This window comes from Pseudomonas sp. HTZ2 (assembly GCF_033173945.1).
GTDB lineage: Bacteria > Pseudomonadota > Gammaproteobacteria > Pseudomonadales > Pseudomonadaceae > Aquipseudomonas > Aquipseudomonas guariconensis.
Genome location: NZ_CP137332.1, coordinates 4,381,902 through 4,397,769, shown reverse-complemented (window position 1 = coordinate 4,397,769; position 15,868 = coordinate 4,381,902). Strand labels below are relative to the sequence as shown.

Genomic DNA, 15,868 nt, shown 5'->3' with positions numbered 1-15,868 from the left:
AGGGGGATAGATTTATTGATGGACTGCCTACCCTCGATTCGAGCGTCAGATCAGCAATCCTCGGCCGCTCCCTAATCGCTTCCAGATCAATAGGGCGGTGAGTCGATAGTAATACCGGGTGGCGTCGGAGTGGTCTTTCAGGTGCTGAGTGAGGAACCAGCGTACATGCTTGAGCTGCCAGGTCCAGGGATTATCGCGTTGCCATCGCTGTTGAATGGCTGCTTGCATGACTCGTGCTTGGCGTAGGTGACGTTGCTGTGTGGCCTTCGAACCGGTCAGTACGCCGCTCAGGAACAGCGTCATATCGAAGGGTTTGCTCATGTTCTCCCGCCAATGTAGGCCGACACCACATCGATCCGGTTATGCCCGAGCTCTAGGCTGATTTGTTGGCGCGCCTGTTGATCAAGGTCACGGTCAATGCGATAGCAGTGGCCGCCATTGACCGGTGCGGCCTGGCCCGTGAGCTGCTCGTAACGTTCGCATGCGTAGGCTGCGCGCAGTTCATGAAAACCCTTCAGCCCGTGTGCGTGCAGCGTTTCGCGGGCGGGGAGCACGGTTTGGTGCAGAAATATGGCGTAGCTTTCGTCTCGGGCCAGCAAGTTGCTGCTGCCGGTCGGCAATGCCTGACGAACCAACTGCAGGGCCGCTTTCACCGCTTCATTGGCCACGACCCATCGTGGCGCTGATGAGCCTGAACGGCCGCCTTTGGTGCCGTCTTGGATGTTGATGCGGCCTAAGCGTTCGGCTTCGCGGTGTAAGCGTGGCAGGTCAGCCAGGATCGCTTCGCGCAGGCGCATGCCGGTTGCTCGAGCTAAAAGGACTATGGCGGCCACCCGATCGTGTTGCTGTTCACCAAGCACCTCAGCCAGTCGCCGCACTTGTTGGTGATCTTGGCCATCCGGCGCGCGAGTGCGTACGCTCGAGCGCTGCTGTCCCAACGCCTGACTCGGGCTGGCGATCCTCACATCCTGATCACCGCGCAGCGCAGCAAGGGTGCGGTTAACGCTGCTCAGGTGGTTTTGCGCGGTGGCGATACACAGCTCGCCTTGCTGGACCTGCTGGCGCAGGTATGCGACGTAGTCCTCCAGCGTATGTCGATCAATCTGGCGCGCATCGTTGTAACCGGGGCCGTTCTCTGACCGGCACCAGCGCACGAAGGCTTGCCAGCGATCGCTGTGTGCTTTCACGGTGGCGAAGTGGCCGCCTGCGAACATATCCTCGAGTGCCTGCCGCCCGGCATAGCTCAGTTGGCGACCATAGCCAAAGTTGCGACCGTCACGCCGACCGACCAGCGCCATTATCTTCACCTTGATCGTTGGTTTGTAGGTGCAGCAGCAGGGCTTTCCAGTGGGGACCGATGCAGTCCAACTGTCCCCAGTGTGCTGGGCGGACGAGAAGAGCGTTCTCGCTGTGTTGCAGCAGAGCCCCTTCTTCTTGCAACTGCTCGATAAGCCGAGCGAGGTCGATTGACTCAGATGTTGGAGCGGCGACAGCGGCGACACTGGCGACAACCCCCGCCGCATCTGGATTGGCACGTGGCGACAGAGTGGTGGCAGTGGCGGCGACACTCCGTAACTCGGTCGGCGAGCGATGTTGCGCTCGATAGCGGCGCACGGCGTCATTGAGCCGGAACATGGCGCACCTCGAATATGTCCCCGTCATTGTTCAGCCAGTTATGGGCAACCAGTTGCAGCAATAACTCGAAGGTGTGCCGCGTGCTTTTACGGGCAAAGCGAGGGCCGTTGCGTGTGATATCGCGGAGGCGAAACGGTGGCGAGTTCTTCTTTATCAACCAGCGCAGCAGGCAATCGGCCTCTGCACGAAGCTTATTCAGCGGTTCTTGTTCAGTCAGTCGTTGGTTCTCGGCCAGGTAGTAGTCCATCAGCGTAGAGGCGCGCTGAATGTGCATGTCTTCCAATAAAGTCGATTCCTCAACCACCGCCATCACACCAGCCATGCGTAATACGTTCGCGGCGGCTTTGCCCGCGGCAGCTTGTACGTTGACCAACTCGCCGAATTCTCCTGACTCGCATTCAATGGTGTCGTGAATGGCAATCCAGGCCTCACGGGCTCGGGGGCTCAACTCCAGGGCCGCAGGGTGGAGGCCACCATCTTTGTGGCGTGACCAAGGCTTCTGCATCAGCGCGGCAATGCGCTGCTGGTAAAGGTGCACCTTTGGATCTCGGGTCAGGTCGATGGCTTTGTACAGCCGTTGTCCAACCAGACGCTCGGGCCAACTGATCAGGCAGCGCCCCAGGATGCCCTGGTCTTTGATATCTGCGTCCTGAAGCAAGCGGTCGGCCAGGCGGGGTTGCAGCATCAAGTGCATGCTGAGACGGCGGTCATAGGCTCGCAGACTTTCCCCTGCCATCGCGCGCGACCGATCAATCGGGCTGCCGTCCCACAGCGTCGCCAAGTGAGTGATCGCCTTGATCATGTTGTCCTTGCTCATGGTGCTGCCGCCCAAAAACTGCCCCCCCTCATCGCTGAACAGCCCCATGCTGGGCAAGCCGTGGCACAGGCTTTTGACTAGGCCCTCAATGGTCGGCTCAGCAGTAAGCAGTCTTGGTTGGACAGGTTCAGGTTGGCCGTCCAGCGCTAGCTGTGCTGACTTTTTCAGGGTCGGTGACTTCGCGGTGAGGCTCATTGCAGCACGGTGCGCCTTGAGCTGTTCGCCATAAGCGATCCACTGCTGTCTTTCCCAGTCGCGTACGGCCTGCAGCGCAATATGGTCCACCGCGCTTTTGCGATCACCCGAGCAAGCCACCGTCAGCAAGTACAGCGACAACGGATAGACTCGGCCGTCGAGGTGAACATTGCCGTGCGCCTGGCTCGCCAAAGCTGCCGTGGCCAGAACGGATTGCGCGGCCATGGCGCAGGGCACGCCGATCACATCGGCCATACGCTCCACGGCCGGGCCCAAAAGATCGCCCAGCGCCGCGACCGGATAGGGTAGGGGCGTAATCTGCTGTTCCAACAAGGGGCGTGGTGGCCCTTGTACTTCGCACAGTTGCATAGCCGTCCTCCATAAATTACCGATCTCTCCCTCACGTCATCCCGCCAAGAATGCTGAGTGTTATCAGGGATCAAGGCCCCTGCGACCTGTGAGGGTGTCCACTGACGCGGGACTGGCGGCTCCTTACGACCAGGAGCAAGGGCATCTCATGATCTGGCCTCCTGAGCACCGATAGCGGTGGGCGGGTGGAGGCTGCACTGGCTGACGAGACCAGCGCCGCGAGATCCTGAGTCGGGTGAACGCAGCAATGCGATGACCGGGGCATGCCTGACTGTCAGTCAGGTGCAGTTCATTCCCTGGTCTGCGGCACCATCATCTACAGCGCTGTGGCTGGTGACATCGGCGTTTGTCACGCCGATTGTCACGAGGGAAATTGCCGCGAAGCCATGTGCGATGAGGGCTGCAGCAGTGGTAGGAGCGCCCGTCTCTTTTCTGGAAAAAGAGACGGGCGCGCGGTTGGCGCAAAACGTTGGCCGAGCAGGTTCGTTGCTGCAGGGCTAAAGGGTTAGCGGGCAGCCGCACTAGGCGGATTGTTTAGAGGGCGTCCATCATTCTGGCGAATGACCGTGCGAGCCTCCGGGCGCGAATCGCACTTTAGGATGAACCACCGGGTTAGCGGCATGACCTTGAAGGCTCTGGTCATCTGGGGTGCTGCCTAAGGCAGCGCTTTGAACCTTCGTTCTATCGGTCACCGCAGCACGGGTCAATTGGTGAAGGGCACATGGAAATGCGCCAGATACCTCCTCTGGCGTGCTTTGGAAGTCGGTGGCTGTCAGTGGCAAAGTAGCCGTTTGTCGCTTTTCTAGTGTTAGCCCGTGAGCATGGGGATGCGAAGCCTCCCCATGCTCACGGGCTTAGCCGGAGAAGCCAAAATCGAGGCGAGTTGGCGACTGTCGCCATCCGCTCAGACGGCAAGGATGTAGATGGCACGCGGTCTGTCGCCAGTGTCGCCGTTGTCGCCGTCCTATCGGACAGGTACTACGTTCCGATCTCTGGGCACATTCATTGCGCTGGCCGAGAGATTGCCCGTCGACGCCTTCAGAATGTACTCGCTCCACCAAGCCATCATCGGCCGGCGTCGCTCGATGTAGTCGGCTCGGTTGTAGGCACTGCGTACCTCATCCTTGTCGACGTGCGCCAACGCCACTTCGATGAGCTCCGGGTCCCACCCATGTTCATTCAATATGGTGCTGGCCATCGAGCGCATGCCGTGGCTGACCAAGCGGTCCTGGAAGCCCATGCGTTTCAACGCCATGTTGGCGGTCTGGCTATTGGCATGAGTACGGGGGTTTCGGTCTGCCGGGAAGACGTACTCTCGATGACCACTGTGGGACTTCAGTATCTCCAGCAATGACATGGCTTGATCGCTTAACGGGATGCTGTGCGGGCGGCGCTTTTTCATCCGCTCCGGTGGGATAGTCCAGACTCGCTTTTCAAAGTCGATGTCTGCCCAGCGAGTAGTCGCTGCCTCGGCAGGGCGAGTCATGGTGTGCAACTGCCATTCGATCAGGCAGCGGGTCGTGCGCTTGATGCTGGCGTTCGCAATTTCCAGCATCAGCTCAGGAAGCTCCTCGGGTGGAAGCGCCGCCATATTTTCTTTCTTCGGTTTCTTGAACACCGCCCGAATCCCGCTGAGCGGGTTCGCGAAGATCATTCCCGAATTGACCCCGTAGGTCATGATCTCGTTGAGGCGCTGGCTAAGCCGCTTCACGGTTTCCAAGCTGCCTTTGGCTTCGATGGGGCGAAGGATCTTGATCACCATCGGTGCGCTCACTTCCGAGATCGGAGTCGATTTCATGCTCGGGAAAACGTGCAGAGTGAGTGAACGCCAGATGTCCTCGGCATAGGCCGGCGTGACCGAGTCCTTTTTCAGCTCGAACCAGGCGGTAGCTACTTTCTCGAACGTATGTTCCGTCTCGGCTAGCTTGGCCTGTGCGAGATCATTGCGCTGAGCTTTGGGGTCGATCCCCTGAGCAAGTACTTCCCTAGCATCAACCGCTTTCCGCCGTGCTTGCGCCAGAGAGACCTCAGGATAGGAGCCGAGCGCCATGTTGATTCGATTCTTGGTGATCGGATGCCTGTAGTTGAAATTCCACTGCATCGAGCGGTTGACCCGGACGCGAAGCTGCAGACCGTCGCCATCCGTGAGGACGTAGTCCTTGTCTTTGGGCTTGACCGTCTTGAGCTGGCGGTCGGAGAGACGAGCTGTTTGAGCGCACATGGGAGAAGCTCCCTGACACCTTTTGGTATTCCCAAGATTAGCCCCAGGTAGGCTGGAATACCACCGGGAATACCGGGATGGCTGGAACTCAAAAAACCGTTGTGGCCCTCAAAAGAGCAGTAAACCCTTGATTTAACTAACTTCCAGGCACAAAAAAAGACGTCCGTGGACGTCTTTGTTTGATAATTTGGTGGAGCCGGGGGGATTTGAACCCCCGTCCGCCAGTCCTCCGCTGTCGGTACTACATGCTTAGCCGTGTCTACTGAGTTAATCCGCAGCCGCCCGACGGGCAGGGTGCTTTGGACGAGTTGTGTAAGTTTTAGCCGCTTCGTCCACAACGTACTACGCGGCGATCCTGTTCTGTATGACAATCACTTCGGGTTTACAGGCATCCCCTGGTGATTGCTGGAGCCGAAGCTACCAGGAGAGCGGGCTCAGCTGCTTACGCAGCGAGAGCGTAGCCCTCGTAGTTTTCGTCATTGGCAACTATAGAAAGTTGCAACAGTGGATTTACGAGTTCTGTTACCAACTCGGCATGCACCTAGAGTTTCGATACCGGCGTCGAATCCTAATCGGCCCCACACTCAGCTCTAGCTGACGTGCCTTTCGACACGTGGGTGCAGTATACGCGTTTGCACGCCCGGCGTCGACAGCTGCGCCGATTGCGCGTCAGGAGCCGCTGCCGCTGCTGGAGCCACTGCCTTTCTCGGTTTTTTCCATGCGTTCGAGTACCTGGCTGGTGATGGCGATGCATTCCTTGGTGTCGCCGGAAGCCTGGGCGGCCTTGGCCTTGTCGACGCGCTCGGTGATGGCTTTGTCCAAGCCTTCGGAGGTCGTGCCGAGGGTGGCCATGTTGTCGTCGATTTTTTGCAGGTTGATGGCGCAGAGGTCTTCGTCGGCGAACACCGGCGAGGCCAGCAGGGTTGCGGCCGCGAACAGGGCGGAAAGCGCAGTACCTTTCATGGGGTGTCTCCTCGTGATGGCCTCTGGAAGGTGGGCCTGTAACGGTGGACTGCGCAGGTTTTGCCTGGGTTCCATTTGATGGGTAGTACTGTTGCTGCCGGATGTTTTCGTCGCGGGTAAACCCGCTCCCACAGGGGGGCGGGTTCATGCGTGAGAGGCAGTCAGGCCGCCCTGGCGGCCTTAAAGGCTGCGCGCTCGCGTGACGCGGTCCACTAGATAGACCAGCCCGTGATAGTCGATGCCGCTGTGGCTGGACAGACCGATCTCGCAGGTGCGGCTGGTGGAGATGCCTTCGCTGCAGTACTGCACGGCATCTTTCAGGCTGCGCAGCGAGTGGGCGTTGAGTTCCGGTGTGGTGAAGCCTTTGTCGCCGGCGAAACCGCAGCAATGGATGCCCTCGGGGATCACCACCTGCTTGCTGCACAGACGCACCAGGTCGATCAGCGCCTGGCTTTCGCCCAGATGTTGGGTGCTGCAGGTGACATGCACAGCGACGGGCTCGTCCTGCGCAGTGAACGTCAGGCGCTCGACCAGGTGAGTGCGAATGAAGCGCACCGGGTCGTACAGGTCCAGGCGGGTATCGGCCAAATCCTGGACCAGGCGCAGGGTGCAGGGGCTGGTGTCGCAGTAGATCGGGTCGAGGCCGCCACGGCTGGCGTGCAATAGCGCGTTGATCAGTTCCTGGCGCTTGTGCTCGGCCTGTTCGGCATAGCCTTTTGAGGCGAAGGGCTGGCCGCAGCACAGGCTGTCGGCGTTCTCGGGGAACACCACCTGATAGCCGGCTTTTTCCAGCAGTGCGCGGGTTTTATCCAGCAGCGAGCTTTGCTCTCGATCCCCGGCTGACGGCCCCATCACCCGCGAGACGCAGGCGGCGAGATAGACCACCCGTGGGCGAGCATCATGGCTTGCCGGCGCGATATCGACGGCGCGAACCGCTTGGGGCATGGCGGGGGTCCATTGGGGTAGGCGCCCATTGCTGGCTTTGCGCAGGGAGGCGCTCAAGCGGCTCAGGCGTGGGGCGCCGAGCAGCTTGCGCGTACCGTTGGCGGCGGCCAGGGTCAGTCGAGCGCCGCGCAGAGCGGTAGTGAAGTGTTCTGCGAGCCAGTTGGCGGCCTGGCCATGTGCGGCAGCCTGGCCTCGCAGTTTCTTCACCAGTTCACCGGTATTGATGCCCACCGGGCAACGCTGGGCGCACAAGCCGGTGGCAGCACAGGTATCGATGCCCTGGTATTGATAGGTTTTCAGTAGCTCCCGAGTATCGAGGCCAGCACGGGTCCTGGCTTGGATATCACGCCACATGACAATGCGCTGGCGCGGGCTCAGGGTCAGCCCTTTGGAGGGGCACACCGGTTCGCAGAAGCCGCACTCGATGCATTTGTCGACGATCTCGTCGGCTGCAGGGAGGGGCTTTAGGTGCTTGAGATGGATATCTGGATCTTCGCTGAGCACCACGTCGGGGTTGAGGATGCCGTTGGGGTCCAGCAGGCGTTTGAGCTGCCACATCAACTGATAGGCGTCCTGGCCCCATTCGAGCTCCACGAAGGGCGCCATGTTGCGTCCGGTGCCGTGTTCGGCCTTGAGCGAGCCGCCGAACTCCACGGCCACCAGTTGTGCTACGTCATCCATGAAGGCCTGGTAGCGCGCCACTTCCTCAGGGCTGTTGAAGCCCTGGGTGAAGACGAAGTGCAGGTTGCCTTCCAGGGCGTGGCCGAAAATGATCGCCTCGTCGTAGCGGTGTTTGTCGAACAGCTGGATCAGGCGATTGACACCCTCGGCCAGTTGCTCGATGGGGAAGGTCACGTCCTCGATGATGACCGTCGTGCCGGTCTGGCGCACCGCGCCGACGGCGGGGAAGGTGTCCTTGCGGATCTTCCACAGCTGGTTGTACACCGCCGGGTCTTCGCTGAAATCCACGCGTTGCTCCAGGGGGAACTCGGCAATGGCCGCCATGATCTGGCTGAGCTGCTCGTGGAGCAGGCTCTGGCTGGCGGCGCGGGACTCGATCAGCAAGGCGCAGGCATTGGTCGACAGCCCCTTCACCCAGGCAGGCATGCCGGGCATGTCCTGCACCGAACGCAGGCTACGCCGGTCAAGCAGCTCCACGGCGGACACCGGCTGTGGCTTGAGCACGGTCACGGCGCGGCAGCAGCTTTCCACCGAGGGGAAGACCAGTAGGGCGCTGGCCTTGTGCGGGTGATCGGGCACGGTGTCGTAGGTGACCGCGCTGATGAAGCCCAGGGTGCCTTCGGAGCCGACCAGTAGGTGCTGGAGGATATCCAGCGGTTGGTCGTAGTCCACCAGAGCGTTGAGTGACAGCCCGGTGGTGTTCTTCAGCCGGTACTTGTGCCGGATGCGCTCGGCCAGCGCCGTGTTGGCCCGGGTCTCGCGGCCCAGGCGGGCGAGTTCGTCCAGCAACGACGCGTGGCTTTGGCTGAAGGCAGCGACACTGGCCGGGTCCTCGCTGTCCAGACAGGTGCCGTCGGCCAGCACCATGCGCATACCGGCCAAGGTGTGGTAGGTGTTCTGAGCGGTGCCGCAGCACATGCCGCTGGCGTTGTTGGCGACGATGCCGCCGATTTTGCAGGCGTTGATCGAGGCCGGATCCGGGCCGATCTTGCGCCCATAAGGCGCGAGCCAGGCGTTGGCCTGGGCACCGATGACGCCGGGTTGCAGCCGGATCTGCTCGCCCTGGCCACGGATCTGACGACCGTTCCAGTTATCGCCTAGAACGATCAGCACCGAATCGCTGATGGCCTGGCCGGACAGGCTGGTGCCTGCAGCCCGGAAAGTGACCGGCACACGGTCGCGCTGGGCCAGGTGCAGTAGGCCCACCACCTCGTCCTCGGATTCGACGCGCACCACCAGCTTTGGGATGAGCCGGTAGAAGCTGGCGTCGGTGCCGAACGCCAGGGTCGAGGTCGGGTCATCGAAGCGGCGCTCGGCGGGAATCAGGCGCTGGGCATCTCGCAGGAACGCGGCGGGCAAGCTCATGCAATCTCCTCTCGGGGCCACAGCGTCTGTCGCGCTGCGTGCCCCGGTCAATCAGGCAGTTTCGTGCAGGCGTCAGGCGCCCAGTTCGCGGACCAGCGAATCGCGGGTGATTTCGCTGATGGATTTGGCACCGGTCAGGACCATGGCCACGCGCATTTCTTTCTCGAACAGATCGAGCAAATTCTTCACCCCGGCCTCGCCATGGGTGGCCAGCGCATAGAGGAAGGCGCGACCGATCAGCACAGTGTCAGCGCCCAGGGCGATCATGCGCACCACGTCCAGGCCATTGCGGATACCGGAGTCGGCAAGGATCTTGATGTCGCCTTTGACCGCGTCGGCAATCGCCGGCAGGGCGCGGGCACTGGACAGTACCCCGTCGAGTTGGCGGCCGCCGTGGTTGGAGACGACGATGCCGTCGGCACCGAACTTCACTGCGTCCTTGGCATCCTCGGGATCAAGGATGCCCTTGATGATCATCGGGCCATCCCAGAACTCGCGGATCCACTCCAGATCCTTCCAGGAAATGGACGGGTCGAAGTTGGCACCCAGCCAGCCGATGTAGTCCGCCAGGCCTGTGGGGTTGCCGCGGTACTTCGAAATATTGCCCAGATCGTGTGGACGGCCCAGCAGGCCTACATCCAACGCCCACTGCGGGTGAGTCATCGCTTGCCAGATGCGACGCAGCGGCGCGTTCGGGCCGCTCATGCCGGAGTGGGCATCACGGTAGCGGGCGCCGGGCACCGGCATGTCGACGGTGAACACCAGCGTCTTGACCCCAGCGGCCTTGGCCCGCTCCAGGGCGTTGCGCATGAAGCCGCGATCCTTGAGGACATAAAGCTGGAACCACATGGGCCGGTCGATCGCCGGGGCAACTTCTTCGATGGGGCACACCGAGACCGTCGACATAGTAAAGGGAATGCCCTTGGCCGCCGCCGCCCGTGCGGCCTGGACCTCGCCACGGCGCGCGTACATACCGGTCAAACCGACCGGTGCCAGGGCCACGGGCATGCTCAGGGTTTCGTCGAACAGCCGGGTTTCCAGGCTCAACTCGGACATATTCTTCAATACGCGCTGGCGCAGGGCGATGCTGGCCAGATCCTCGACGTTGTGGCGCAAGGTGTATTCGGCGTAAGCACCGCCGTCGGCGTAGTGGAAGAGGAACGGAGGCAGCTTGCGTTGGGCCGCGGCGCGATAGTCGGTGGAGGCGGAAATGATCATGGATTCTCGCAGCGTGGGTGGGGATCGTTGCCGGGCGCGCCAAGGCGCCCGGCACCTTTCACTTTAGTGATGAACCAGCATGCCGGTGAGCCAGTAGGCCTGGACTAGGGTGATCAGGCCGACGATGGTGGCGAAGAACAGGCTGTGCTTGACGGTAAAGCGGAACAGGTCAGACTCCTTGCCCACCAACCCGGTGGCGGCGCAGGCCACGGCGATGGACTGCGGGGAGATCATCTTGCCGGTCACGCCGCCGCTGGTGTTGGCGGCCACCAGCAGGGTGTCGTTGACCCCAATCTGGTGCGCGGTGGTGGCCTGCAGTGAGCTGAACAGGGCGTTGGACGACGTGTCGGAGCCCGTCAGGAACACACCCAGCCAGCCCAGGAACGGCGAGAAGAACGGGAATGCAGCACCCGTACCGGCCAGCACCAGGGCCATGGTCGAGGACATGCCCGAGTAGTTGGTGACGAAGGCGAAGGCCAGGACCATGCCAATCGACAGGATCGGCCAGCGCAGCTCCCAGAACGTCTCCTTCAAAGTGGTCAGACCAGTTTTTACGTTGATCTTGAGGACCCACATCGAGATCAGTGCCGAGAGGAAGATCGCTGTGCCGGTGGCGGAGATCGGGTCGAGCTTGAAGATCGCCGGCATGGCGGTCGGCGCGGTGACGATCGGCGCGGTCTTGATCACCAACTGGTCGAGGTGCGGGATGGCGAAGTTGAACACGAAGTTGTACATCGCGCCGCCCGGGGCGAAGGCTGCCTTGAACGGTTTGAGGGTCCAAATGGTGACCAGCACGGTCAGGATCAGGAACGGCGACCAGGCCTTGAAGATCTCGCCGAAGCTGTATGGCGAAGGTTGGCTACCGCCACTGCTGACCACGGCCGCGCCGACACTGCCTTTGGCTTCGGCGAAGGCGCGCTTGGGCTGCCAGACTTTCAGGAACAGGGTCAGGGCGATCAGGCTGGCCAGTGCCGAGGTGATGTCCGGCAGCTCAGGGCCGATGAAGTTCGAGGTGAAGTACTGGGTGATGGCGAAGCTCAGGCCGGCCACCAGGGCGGCTGGCCAGGTTTCCTTCACGCCGCGCAGGCCATCCATCATGAATACCAGCCAGAAGGGCACGAACAGCGACAGCAGTGGCAGCTGGCGGCCCGTCATGGCGCCGATGTGGAAGGCGTCGATTCCGGTGACCTGACCGGCAACGATGATTGGAATGCCCAGGGCGCCGAACGCCACCGGGGCGGTGTTGGCGATCAGGCACAGGCCGGCAGCATACAGCGGGTTGAAGCCCAAGCCCACCAGCAGCGCGGCAGTGATGGCCACCGGGGCACCGAAGCCGGCCGCGCCTTCGAGGAAGGCGCCGAAGCAGAAGCCGATCAGCAACACCTGCAGGCGCTGGTCATCGGTGATCGACAGCACGGAGCTTCGGATCACTTCGAACTGGCCGCTCTTGACCGTGAGTTTGTAGAGGAACACCGCGGCAACGATGATCCAGGCAATCGGCCACAGGCCGTAGAGGAAGCCGTAGCCTGCAGCGGCCAGGGCCATGTCGACAGGCATCTGGAAGGCGAAGATCGCAACCAGAATCGACAGGGCCAGCGTGATGCTGCCGGCGACATGACCTTTGAGGCGGAACACCGCCAAGGCCAGGAAGAAGAACACGATGGGAATGACCGCCGCCAGCGCGGACAGGCCAAGACTACCAAGCGGGCTATAGAGTTGTTGCCAGGTTTGCATATGGGGTGGCCCCTAATTGTTGTTGGTCAGGCACTGGCATTGGATAATTGGTAATACCAATTTACAATGACTGGTCGCTAGGTTAAAAGCGCTATCGAGGCTGTGTCAATTTGTCCTGGGCAAAACTTTGGTCGGATGCCGATGAATGGCCGGCTGATGGGCAGGGGAAATCGTCAACTGATGGGTGTCGATACGCTGTGGATCGGCGAGAATGGACGCCCCCCTAAGTGCGTGGGGATTGTGGAGAGCATGTGATGGTTTTTGATCAGGTCCGCCAACGGCGCCTGTCCGACGACATCGTCGATCGGTTGGAAGGGATGATTCTCGAAGGTACGCTGACCTCAGGGCAGCGCCTGCCGGCCGAGCGCGTGTTGGCGGAGCAGTTTGGCGTATCCCGGCCTTCGTTGCGCGAGGCGATCCAGAAGCTGGTGGCTAAAGGGTTGTTGGTCAGTCGCCAGGGCGGTGGCAATTATGTGGCCGAGGCACTGGGGTCAACGTTCAGCGATCCGTTGCTGCAGCTGCTCGAGCGCAACCCCGAGGCTCAGCGCGACCTGTTGGAGTTTCGCCATACGCTGGAGGCTTCCTGTGCCTACTATGCGGCCCAGCGGGCCACGGAGCCTGACCGTGAGCGGCTCAAGGCTGCCTTCGATGCGCTGCAGGACTGCTATGCCCGTGTCGACGAGGTCAGTCGGGCGGAGGAGGGGGCGGCCGATGCGCGTTTTCACCTAGCGATCGCCGAGGCCAGTCACAATGCAGTGCTGCTCCATACCATCCGCGGCTTGTTCGACCTGCTCAAGCGCAACGTGGTGACCAATATCGGCGGTATGTACCAACAGCGCAGCGAGACCCGCGACATGCTGATCAGTCAGCATCGCGAGTTGTATCGGGCAATCATCGAGGGTAGGGCAGACGATGCGCGGGAGGTCTCGAGCCGGCACATTCTGTACGTGCAGGAAGTGCTCGAAGAAGCGCAGCAGGAGGCCCAGCGTGTAGCACGCGCAGAGCGACGCAGCGGGCGTTGAGATGGGTTGCTTTGTGTAGGCGTTTAGCGGGTAAACCCGCTTCTACAGGGTCGCCGTCGCTGTCCCTGTAGGAACGGGTTTACCCGCGAATAGACTTGCACAGGCAGGGAGGGCTTACTCGCCCTTGCCCTTGTTGCGCATCGTGCGCTGGATCTCGCGATTGGAGTCGCGCTCGCGCAGGGTGTCGCGCTTGTCGAACTCCTTCTTGCCCTTGCCCAGTGCAATTTCGCACTTGATCAGGTGCTTGCTCCAGTACAGCGAGAGGGCTACGCAGGTGTAGCCCTTCTGTGCCACGGCAGCCTCCACGCGTTCGAGCTCGCGCTTGTTCAGCAGCAGCTTGCGGGTGCGGGTGGGGTCGGCGATGACGTGGGTGCTGGCGGTGGTCAGCGGGGTGATGTGGCTGCCGAACAGCCAGGCTTCGCCGTCCTTGAGCAGCACGTAGCTGTCGGTCAGGTGCGCCTTGCCGGCCCGCAGGCTCTTTACTTCCCAACCGGACAGGACCAGTCCGGCCTCGAACTTGTGTTCGATGAAGTAATCGTGTCGCGCTTTTTTGTTTTGCGCGATGGTCCCGGTCGGATGTTTCTTTTGCTTAGCCATAGGGGCCGCATTATAGGCAGTCGCTGCGTCGGCGGCTACGGGGTTTAGGTGTGCTTGAGCCTGTAGGATGAATCCCGGACAATGCAGGGCCTGTTCCCTCGAAGGGAACTGTTTTCGATGTGCTTAGAAAGCGCTGCCGCCCTGCCTTGGAAGTGACGCCTGGATGACTACCCATATTCAACGCTCTGCCCTGCTGCCGTACCCTGCCCAGGCGCTCTACGATCTGGTGAATGACGTGGCCAGCTACCCGAAATTCCTGCCGTGGTGCTCGGCCTCGACCGTGATCGAAGCCAGCGACACGCACATGCGGGCGAAGCTGGAAGTGGCCAAGGGCGGCATGAGCCAGCAGTTCGTCACACGTAATGTGCTGGTACCTGGGCAGTCGATCGAAATGAATCTGGAGGAAGGGCCGTTCACCCAGTTGCATGGCCTGTGGGTGTTCAAGGCATTGGGCGATAAGGCCTGCAAGATCAGCCTGGACCTGTCCTTCGATTATGCCGGCCCTCTGGTGCGCGCTACCCTCGGCCCTCTGTTCAACCAGGCGGCCAACACGCTGGTCGATGCATTCTGCCAGCGGGCCAAGCAACTCAATGGCTGAGGCAAACCTGAACATCGAGGTCGTATACGCCACTGCCGAGCGTCAGTGGCTGCTGACGTGCGTGGTGCCCGCAGGCACAACCGTACATCAGGCGTTGCTCCACTCTCGGCTCGCCGAGCAAGTGCCGGGCTTGGACGTCGAGGCTTGCCCGGTGGGGATCTTCGGCAAGGTGGTGAATGATCCGTTTGCGCATCAGGTCGAGGAGGGGGATCGTCTGGAGGTCTACCGGCCGTTGTTGGCGGATCCGAAGGAAGTGCGCAAGCTGCGTGCCGCCAAGGCGAGAGCTGCGCGGCAGGGATAGGCCTGATGCTTGTTGGGCACACAATGGTCCTTAAGTCGATCAGGCAATAAAAAGCCCGGGCATTGCCCGGGCTTTTTTGTCTCGCCGCGCTTATTGCGGGGAGGTTTCCAGCGGTGCTGGTGTCGGGACCGGCGTGGTCTCGATAGTGTCGATTTCTTTCTGGATCGATTCTTCCAACGAGCCTGGCTTGGCCGGTTTTTCTTCCGGTTGGCTTGGCTGGGCCGGTTGAGTGGCTGGGCTGACGGTGGTGTCGCCGCTGCCGCCGAGGATTTCCTGGTCGCGGCTCACGCCTGGCATGAAGTCGCCGGACAGGCTGACTAATTGATCGCTGTCGTTGAAGAAAATGCTCATGCGCTCTTGCTGACGCTGGCCGCCGCCAGGCTGCAGGCTGTAGAGGTAATCCCAGCGATTGGTATTGAACGTGTCCTGGATCAGTGGGTTACCCATGATAAACCTTACTTGGCGGCGGGTCATTCCGGGGCGCAATTGGTCTATCATGTCCTGCGTAACGACATTGCCCTGCTGGATGTCGATTTTGTAAACCCCGGGAAACGAGCAACCGGCGAGTGCGAGCAGTCCCACTAGGGTGAGGCTGGTTAGCAAGAGCTTGGTGTTTTGCATCGGTGGGCGACTTCCACTATCTTGGCTGGACAACGTAAACCCCGATCATACCCGTATTAAGAGAAGCTGCGAAGCAGCATCGGCGAGAAAGCTGACCATGGTTGAAAATAGCGAATTGCGCAAAGCCGGTCTCAAGGTGACCCTGCCTCGAGTCAAGATTCTACAGATGCTCGACTCCACGGAGCAGCGCCACATGAGCGCCGAAGACGTCTACAAGGCACTGATGGAAGCCGGTGAAGACGTCGGTCTGGCAACCGTGTATCGCGTACTGACCCAGTTCGAAGCGGCGGGTCTGGTGGTTCGCCACAACTTCGACGGCGGTCATGCGGTCTTCGAGCTGGCTGACGGCGGCCACCACGACCATATGGTCAACGTGGACTCTGGTGAAGTCATCGAGTTCGTGGATACAGAGATCGAAAAGCGCCAGAAAGAGATCGTTGCCCAGCACGGCTACGAGCTGGTTGACCATAACCTGGTCCTCTATGTGCGCAAGAAAAAGTAACGATTTATATCGTTAACAAAACAAAGGCGGCCCTCGGGTCGCCTTTTGTTTTTAGGTTGCGGGGGACTCGTTGTTATTCATACA

The 15,868-nt window shown here is 61.0% G+C and carries 15 protein-coding genes and 1 other RNA gene; 4 read left to right on the top strand and 12 right to left on the bottom strand.

Translation table 11 applies throughout. From position 1 onward, the window contains the following. Nucleotides 1–45 precede the first annotated feature (45 nt). The 10 genes from R6G97_RS20325 to R6G97_RS20280 all read right to left on the bottom strand — a co-directional run bounded on the left by R6G97_RS20325 (nt 46) and on the right by R6G97_RS20280 (nt 12,143). On the bottom strand, nt 46–321 hold the full coding sequence (locus R6G97_RS20325; RefSeq protein WP_033701633.1) for a hypothetical protein: 276 nt from the start codon (nt 319–321) through the stop codon (nt 46–48). Continuing rightward, on the bottom strand, nt 318–1,298 hold the full coding sequence (locus R6G97_RS20320) for an integrase domain-containing protein (protein ID WP_185279965.1): 981 nt from the start codon (nt 1,296–1,298) through the stop codon (nt 318–320). Before R6G97_RS20320 ends, R6G97_RS20325 begins: the two co-directional genes overlap by 4 nt. Further along, the gene (locus R6G97_RS20315; RefSeq protein WP_185279966.1) at nt 1,276–1,635 is read right to left on the bottom strand and encodes a hypothetical protein; all 360 of its coding nucleotides are present in this window, start codon (nt 1,633–1,635) and stop codon (nt 1,276–1,278) included. The genes R6G97_RS20320 and R6G97_RS20315 overlap by 23 nt, the downstream gene beginning before the upstream one ends. Next, complete coding sequence (locus tag R6G97_RS20310; RefSeq protein WP_317847419.1) at nt 1,619–3,016, bottom strand: YfjI family protein; 1,398 nt, start codon at nt 3,014–3,016, stop codon at nt 1,619–1,621. Before R6G97_RS20310 ends, R6G97_RS20315 begins: the two co-directional genes overlap by 17 nt. A 964-nt stretch (nt 3,017–3,980) precedes the next feature. Next, nucleotides 3,981–5,237 (bottom strand): integrase domain-containing protein, encoded by a 1,257-nt coding sequence (locus R6G97_RS20305; protein WP_185279967.1) that lies wholly within the window; start codon nt 5,235–5,237, stop codon nt 3,981–3,983. A gap of 188 nt (nt 5,238–5,425) precedes the next feature. Beyond that, nucleotides 5,426–5,817, bottom strand: a transfer-messenger RNA (tmRNA) gene (gene ssrA, locus R6G97_RS20300). A gap of 89 nt (nt 5,818–5,906) precedes the next feature. Further along, complete coding sequence (locus R6G97_RS20295; protein ID WP_043210142.1) at nt 5,907–6,200, bottom strand: hypothetical protein; 294 nt, start codon at nt 6,198–6,200, stop codon at nt 5,907–5,909. A 180-nt stretch (nt 6,201–6,380) separates the two neighbouring features. Further along, nucleotides 6,381–9,191 (bottom strand): FAD-binding and (Fe-S)-binding domain-containing protein, encoded by a 2,811-nt coding sequence (locus R6G97_RS20290; protein ID WP_317847418.1) that lies wholly within the window; start codon nt 9,189–9,191, stop codon nt 6,381–6,383. Nucleotides 9,192–9,263: 72 nt separating this feature from the next. Continuing rightward, the gene (gene lldD, locus R6G97_RS20285) at nt 9,264–10,409 is read right to left on the bottom strand and encodes an FMN-dependent L-lactate dehydrogenase LldD (RefSeq protein WP_043210138.1); all 1,146 of its coding nucleotides are present in this window, start codon (nt 10,407–10,409) and stop codon (nt 9,264–9,266) included. Between the two features lie 63 nt (nt 10,410–10,472). Beyond that, nucleotides 10,473–12,143 carry a lactate permease LctP family transporter gene (locus R6G97_RS20280; protein ID WP_070576509.1) on the bottom strand — a complete coding sequence of 557 codons (1,671 nt, stop codon included), beginning with the start codon at nt 12,141–12,143 and terminating at the stop codon, nt 10,473–10,475. Between the two features lie 254 nt (nt 12,144–12,397). Here R6G97_RS20280 and R6G97_RS20275 point away from each other — a divergent pair, with 254 nt between their 5' ends. Further along, on the top strand, nt 12,398–13,165 hold the full coding sequence (locus R6G97_RS20275) for an FCD domain-containing protein (protein ID WP_043210135.1): 768 nt from the start codon (nt 12,398–12,400) through the stop codon (nt 13,163–13,165). A gap of 114 nt (nt 13,166–13,279) precedes the next feature. Here R6G97_RS20275 and smpB read toward each other — a convergent pair whose 3' ends face one another. Continuing rightward, nucleotides 13,280–13,762, bottom strand: coding sequence for an SsrA-binding protein SmpB (smpB, locus tag R6G97_RS20270; RefSeq protein ID WP_043210132.1), 483 nt, complete (start codon nt 13,760–13,762; stop codon nt 13,280–13,282). A 163-nt stretch (nt 13,763–13,925) separates the two neighbouring features. Here smpB and R6G97_RS20265 point away from each other — a divergent pair, with 163 nt between their 5' ends. Then, the gene (locus tag R6G97_RS20265) at nt 13,926–14,360 is read left to right on the top strand and encodes a type II toxin-antitoxin system RatA family toxin (protein ID WP_043210130.1); all 435 of its coding nucleotides are present in this window, start codon (nt 13,926–13,928) and stop codon (nt 14,358–14,360) included. Continuing rightward, nucleotides 14,353–14,661 (top strand): RnfH family protein, encoded by a 309-nt coding sequence (locus R6G97_RS20260; RefSeq protein ID WP_043210129.1) that lies wholly within the window; start codon nt 14,353–14,355, stop codon nt 14,659–14,661. Before R6G97_RS20265 ends, R6G97_RS20260 begins: the two co-directional genes overlap by 8 nt. Nucleotides 14,662–14,751: 90 nt before the next feature. On the opposite strand, the gene R6G97_RS20255 is transcribed toward R6G97_RS20260, so the two are convergent. Beyond that, nucleotides 14,752–15,282, bottom strand: coding sequence for an outer membrane protein assembly factor BamE (locus R6G97_RS20255; protein WP_043210127.1), 531 nt, complete (start codon nt 15,280–15,282; stop codon nt 14,752–14,754). 97 nt (nt 15,283–15,379) lie between these two features. Between R6G97_RS20255 and fur the strand changes: the two genes are divergently transcribed. Further along, nucleotides 15,380–15,784 (top strand): ferric iron uptake transcriptional regulator, encoded by a 405-nt coding sequence (fur, locus tag R6G97_RS20250; RefSeq protein ID WP_043210124.1) that lies wholly within the window; start codon nt 15,380–15,382, stop codon nt 15,782–15,784. The last annotated feature ends 84 nt before the right edge of the window (nt 15,785–15,868 follow it).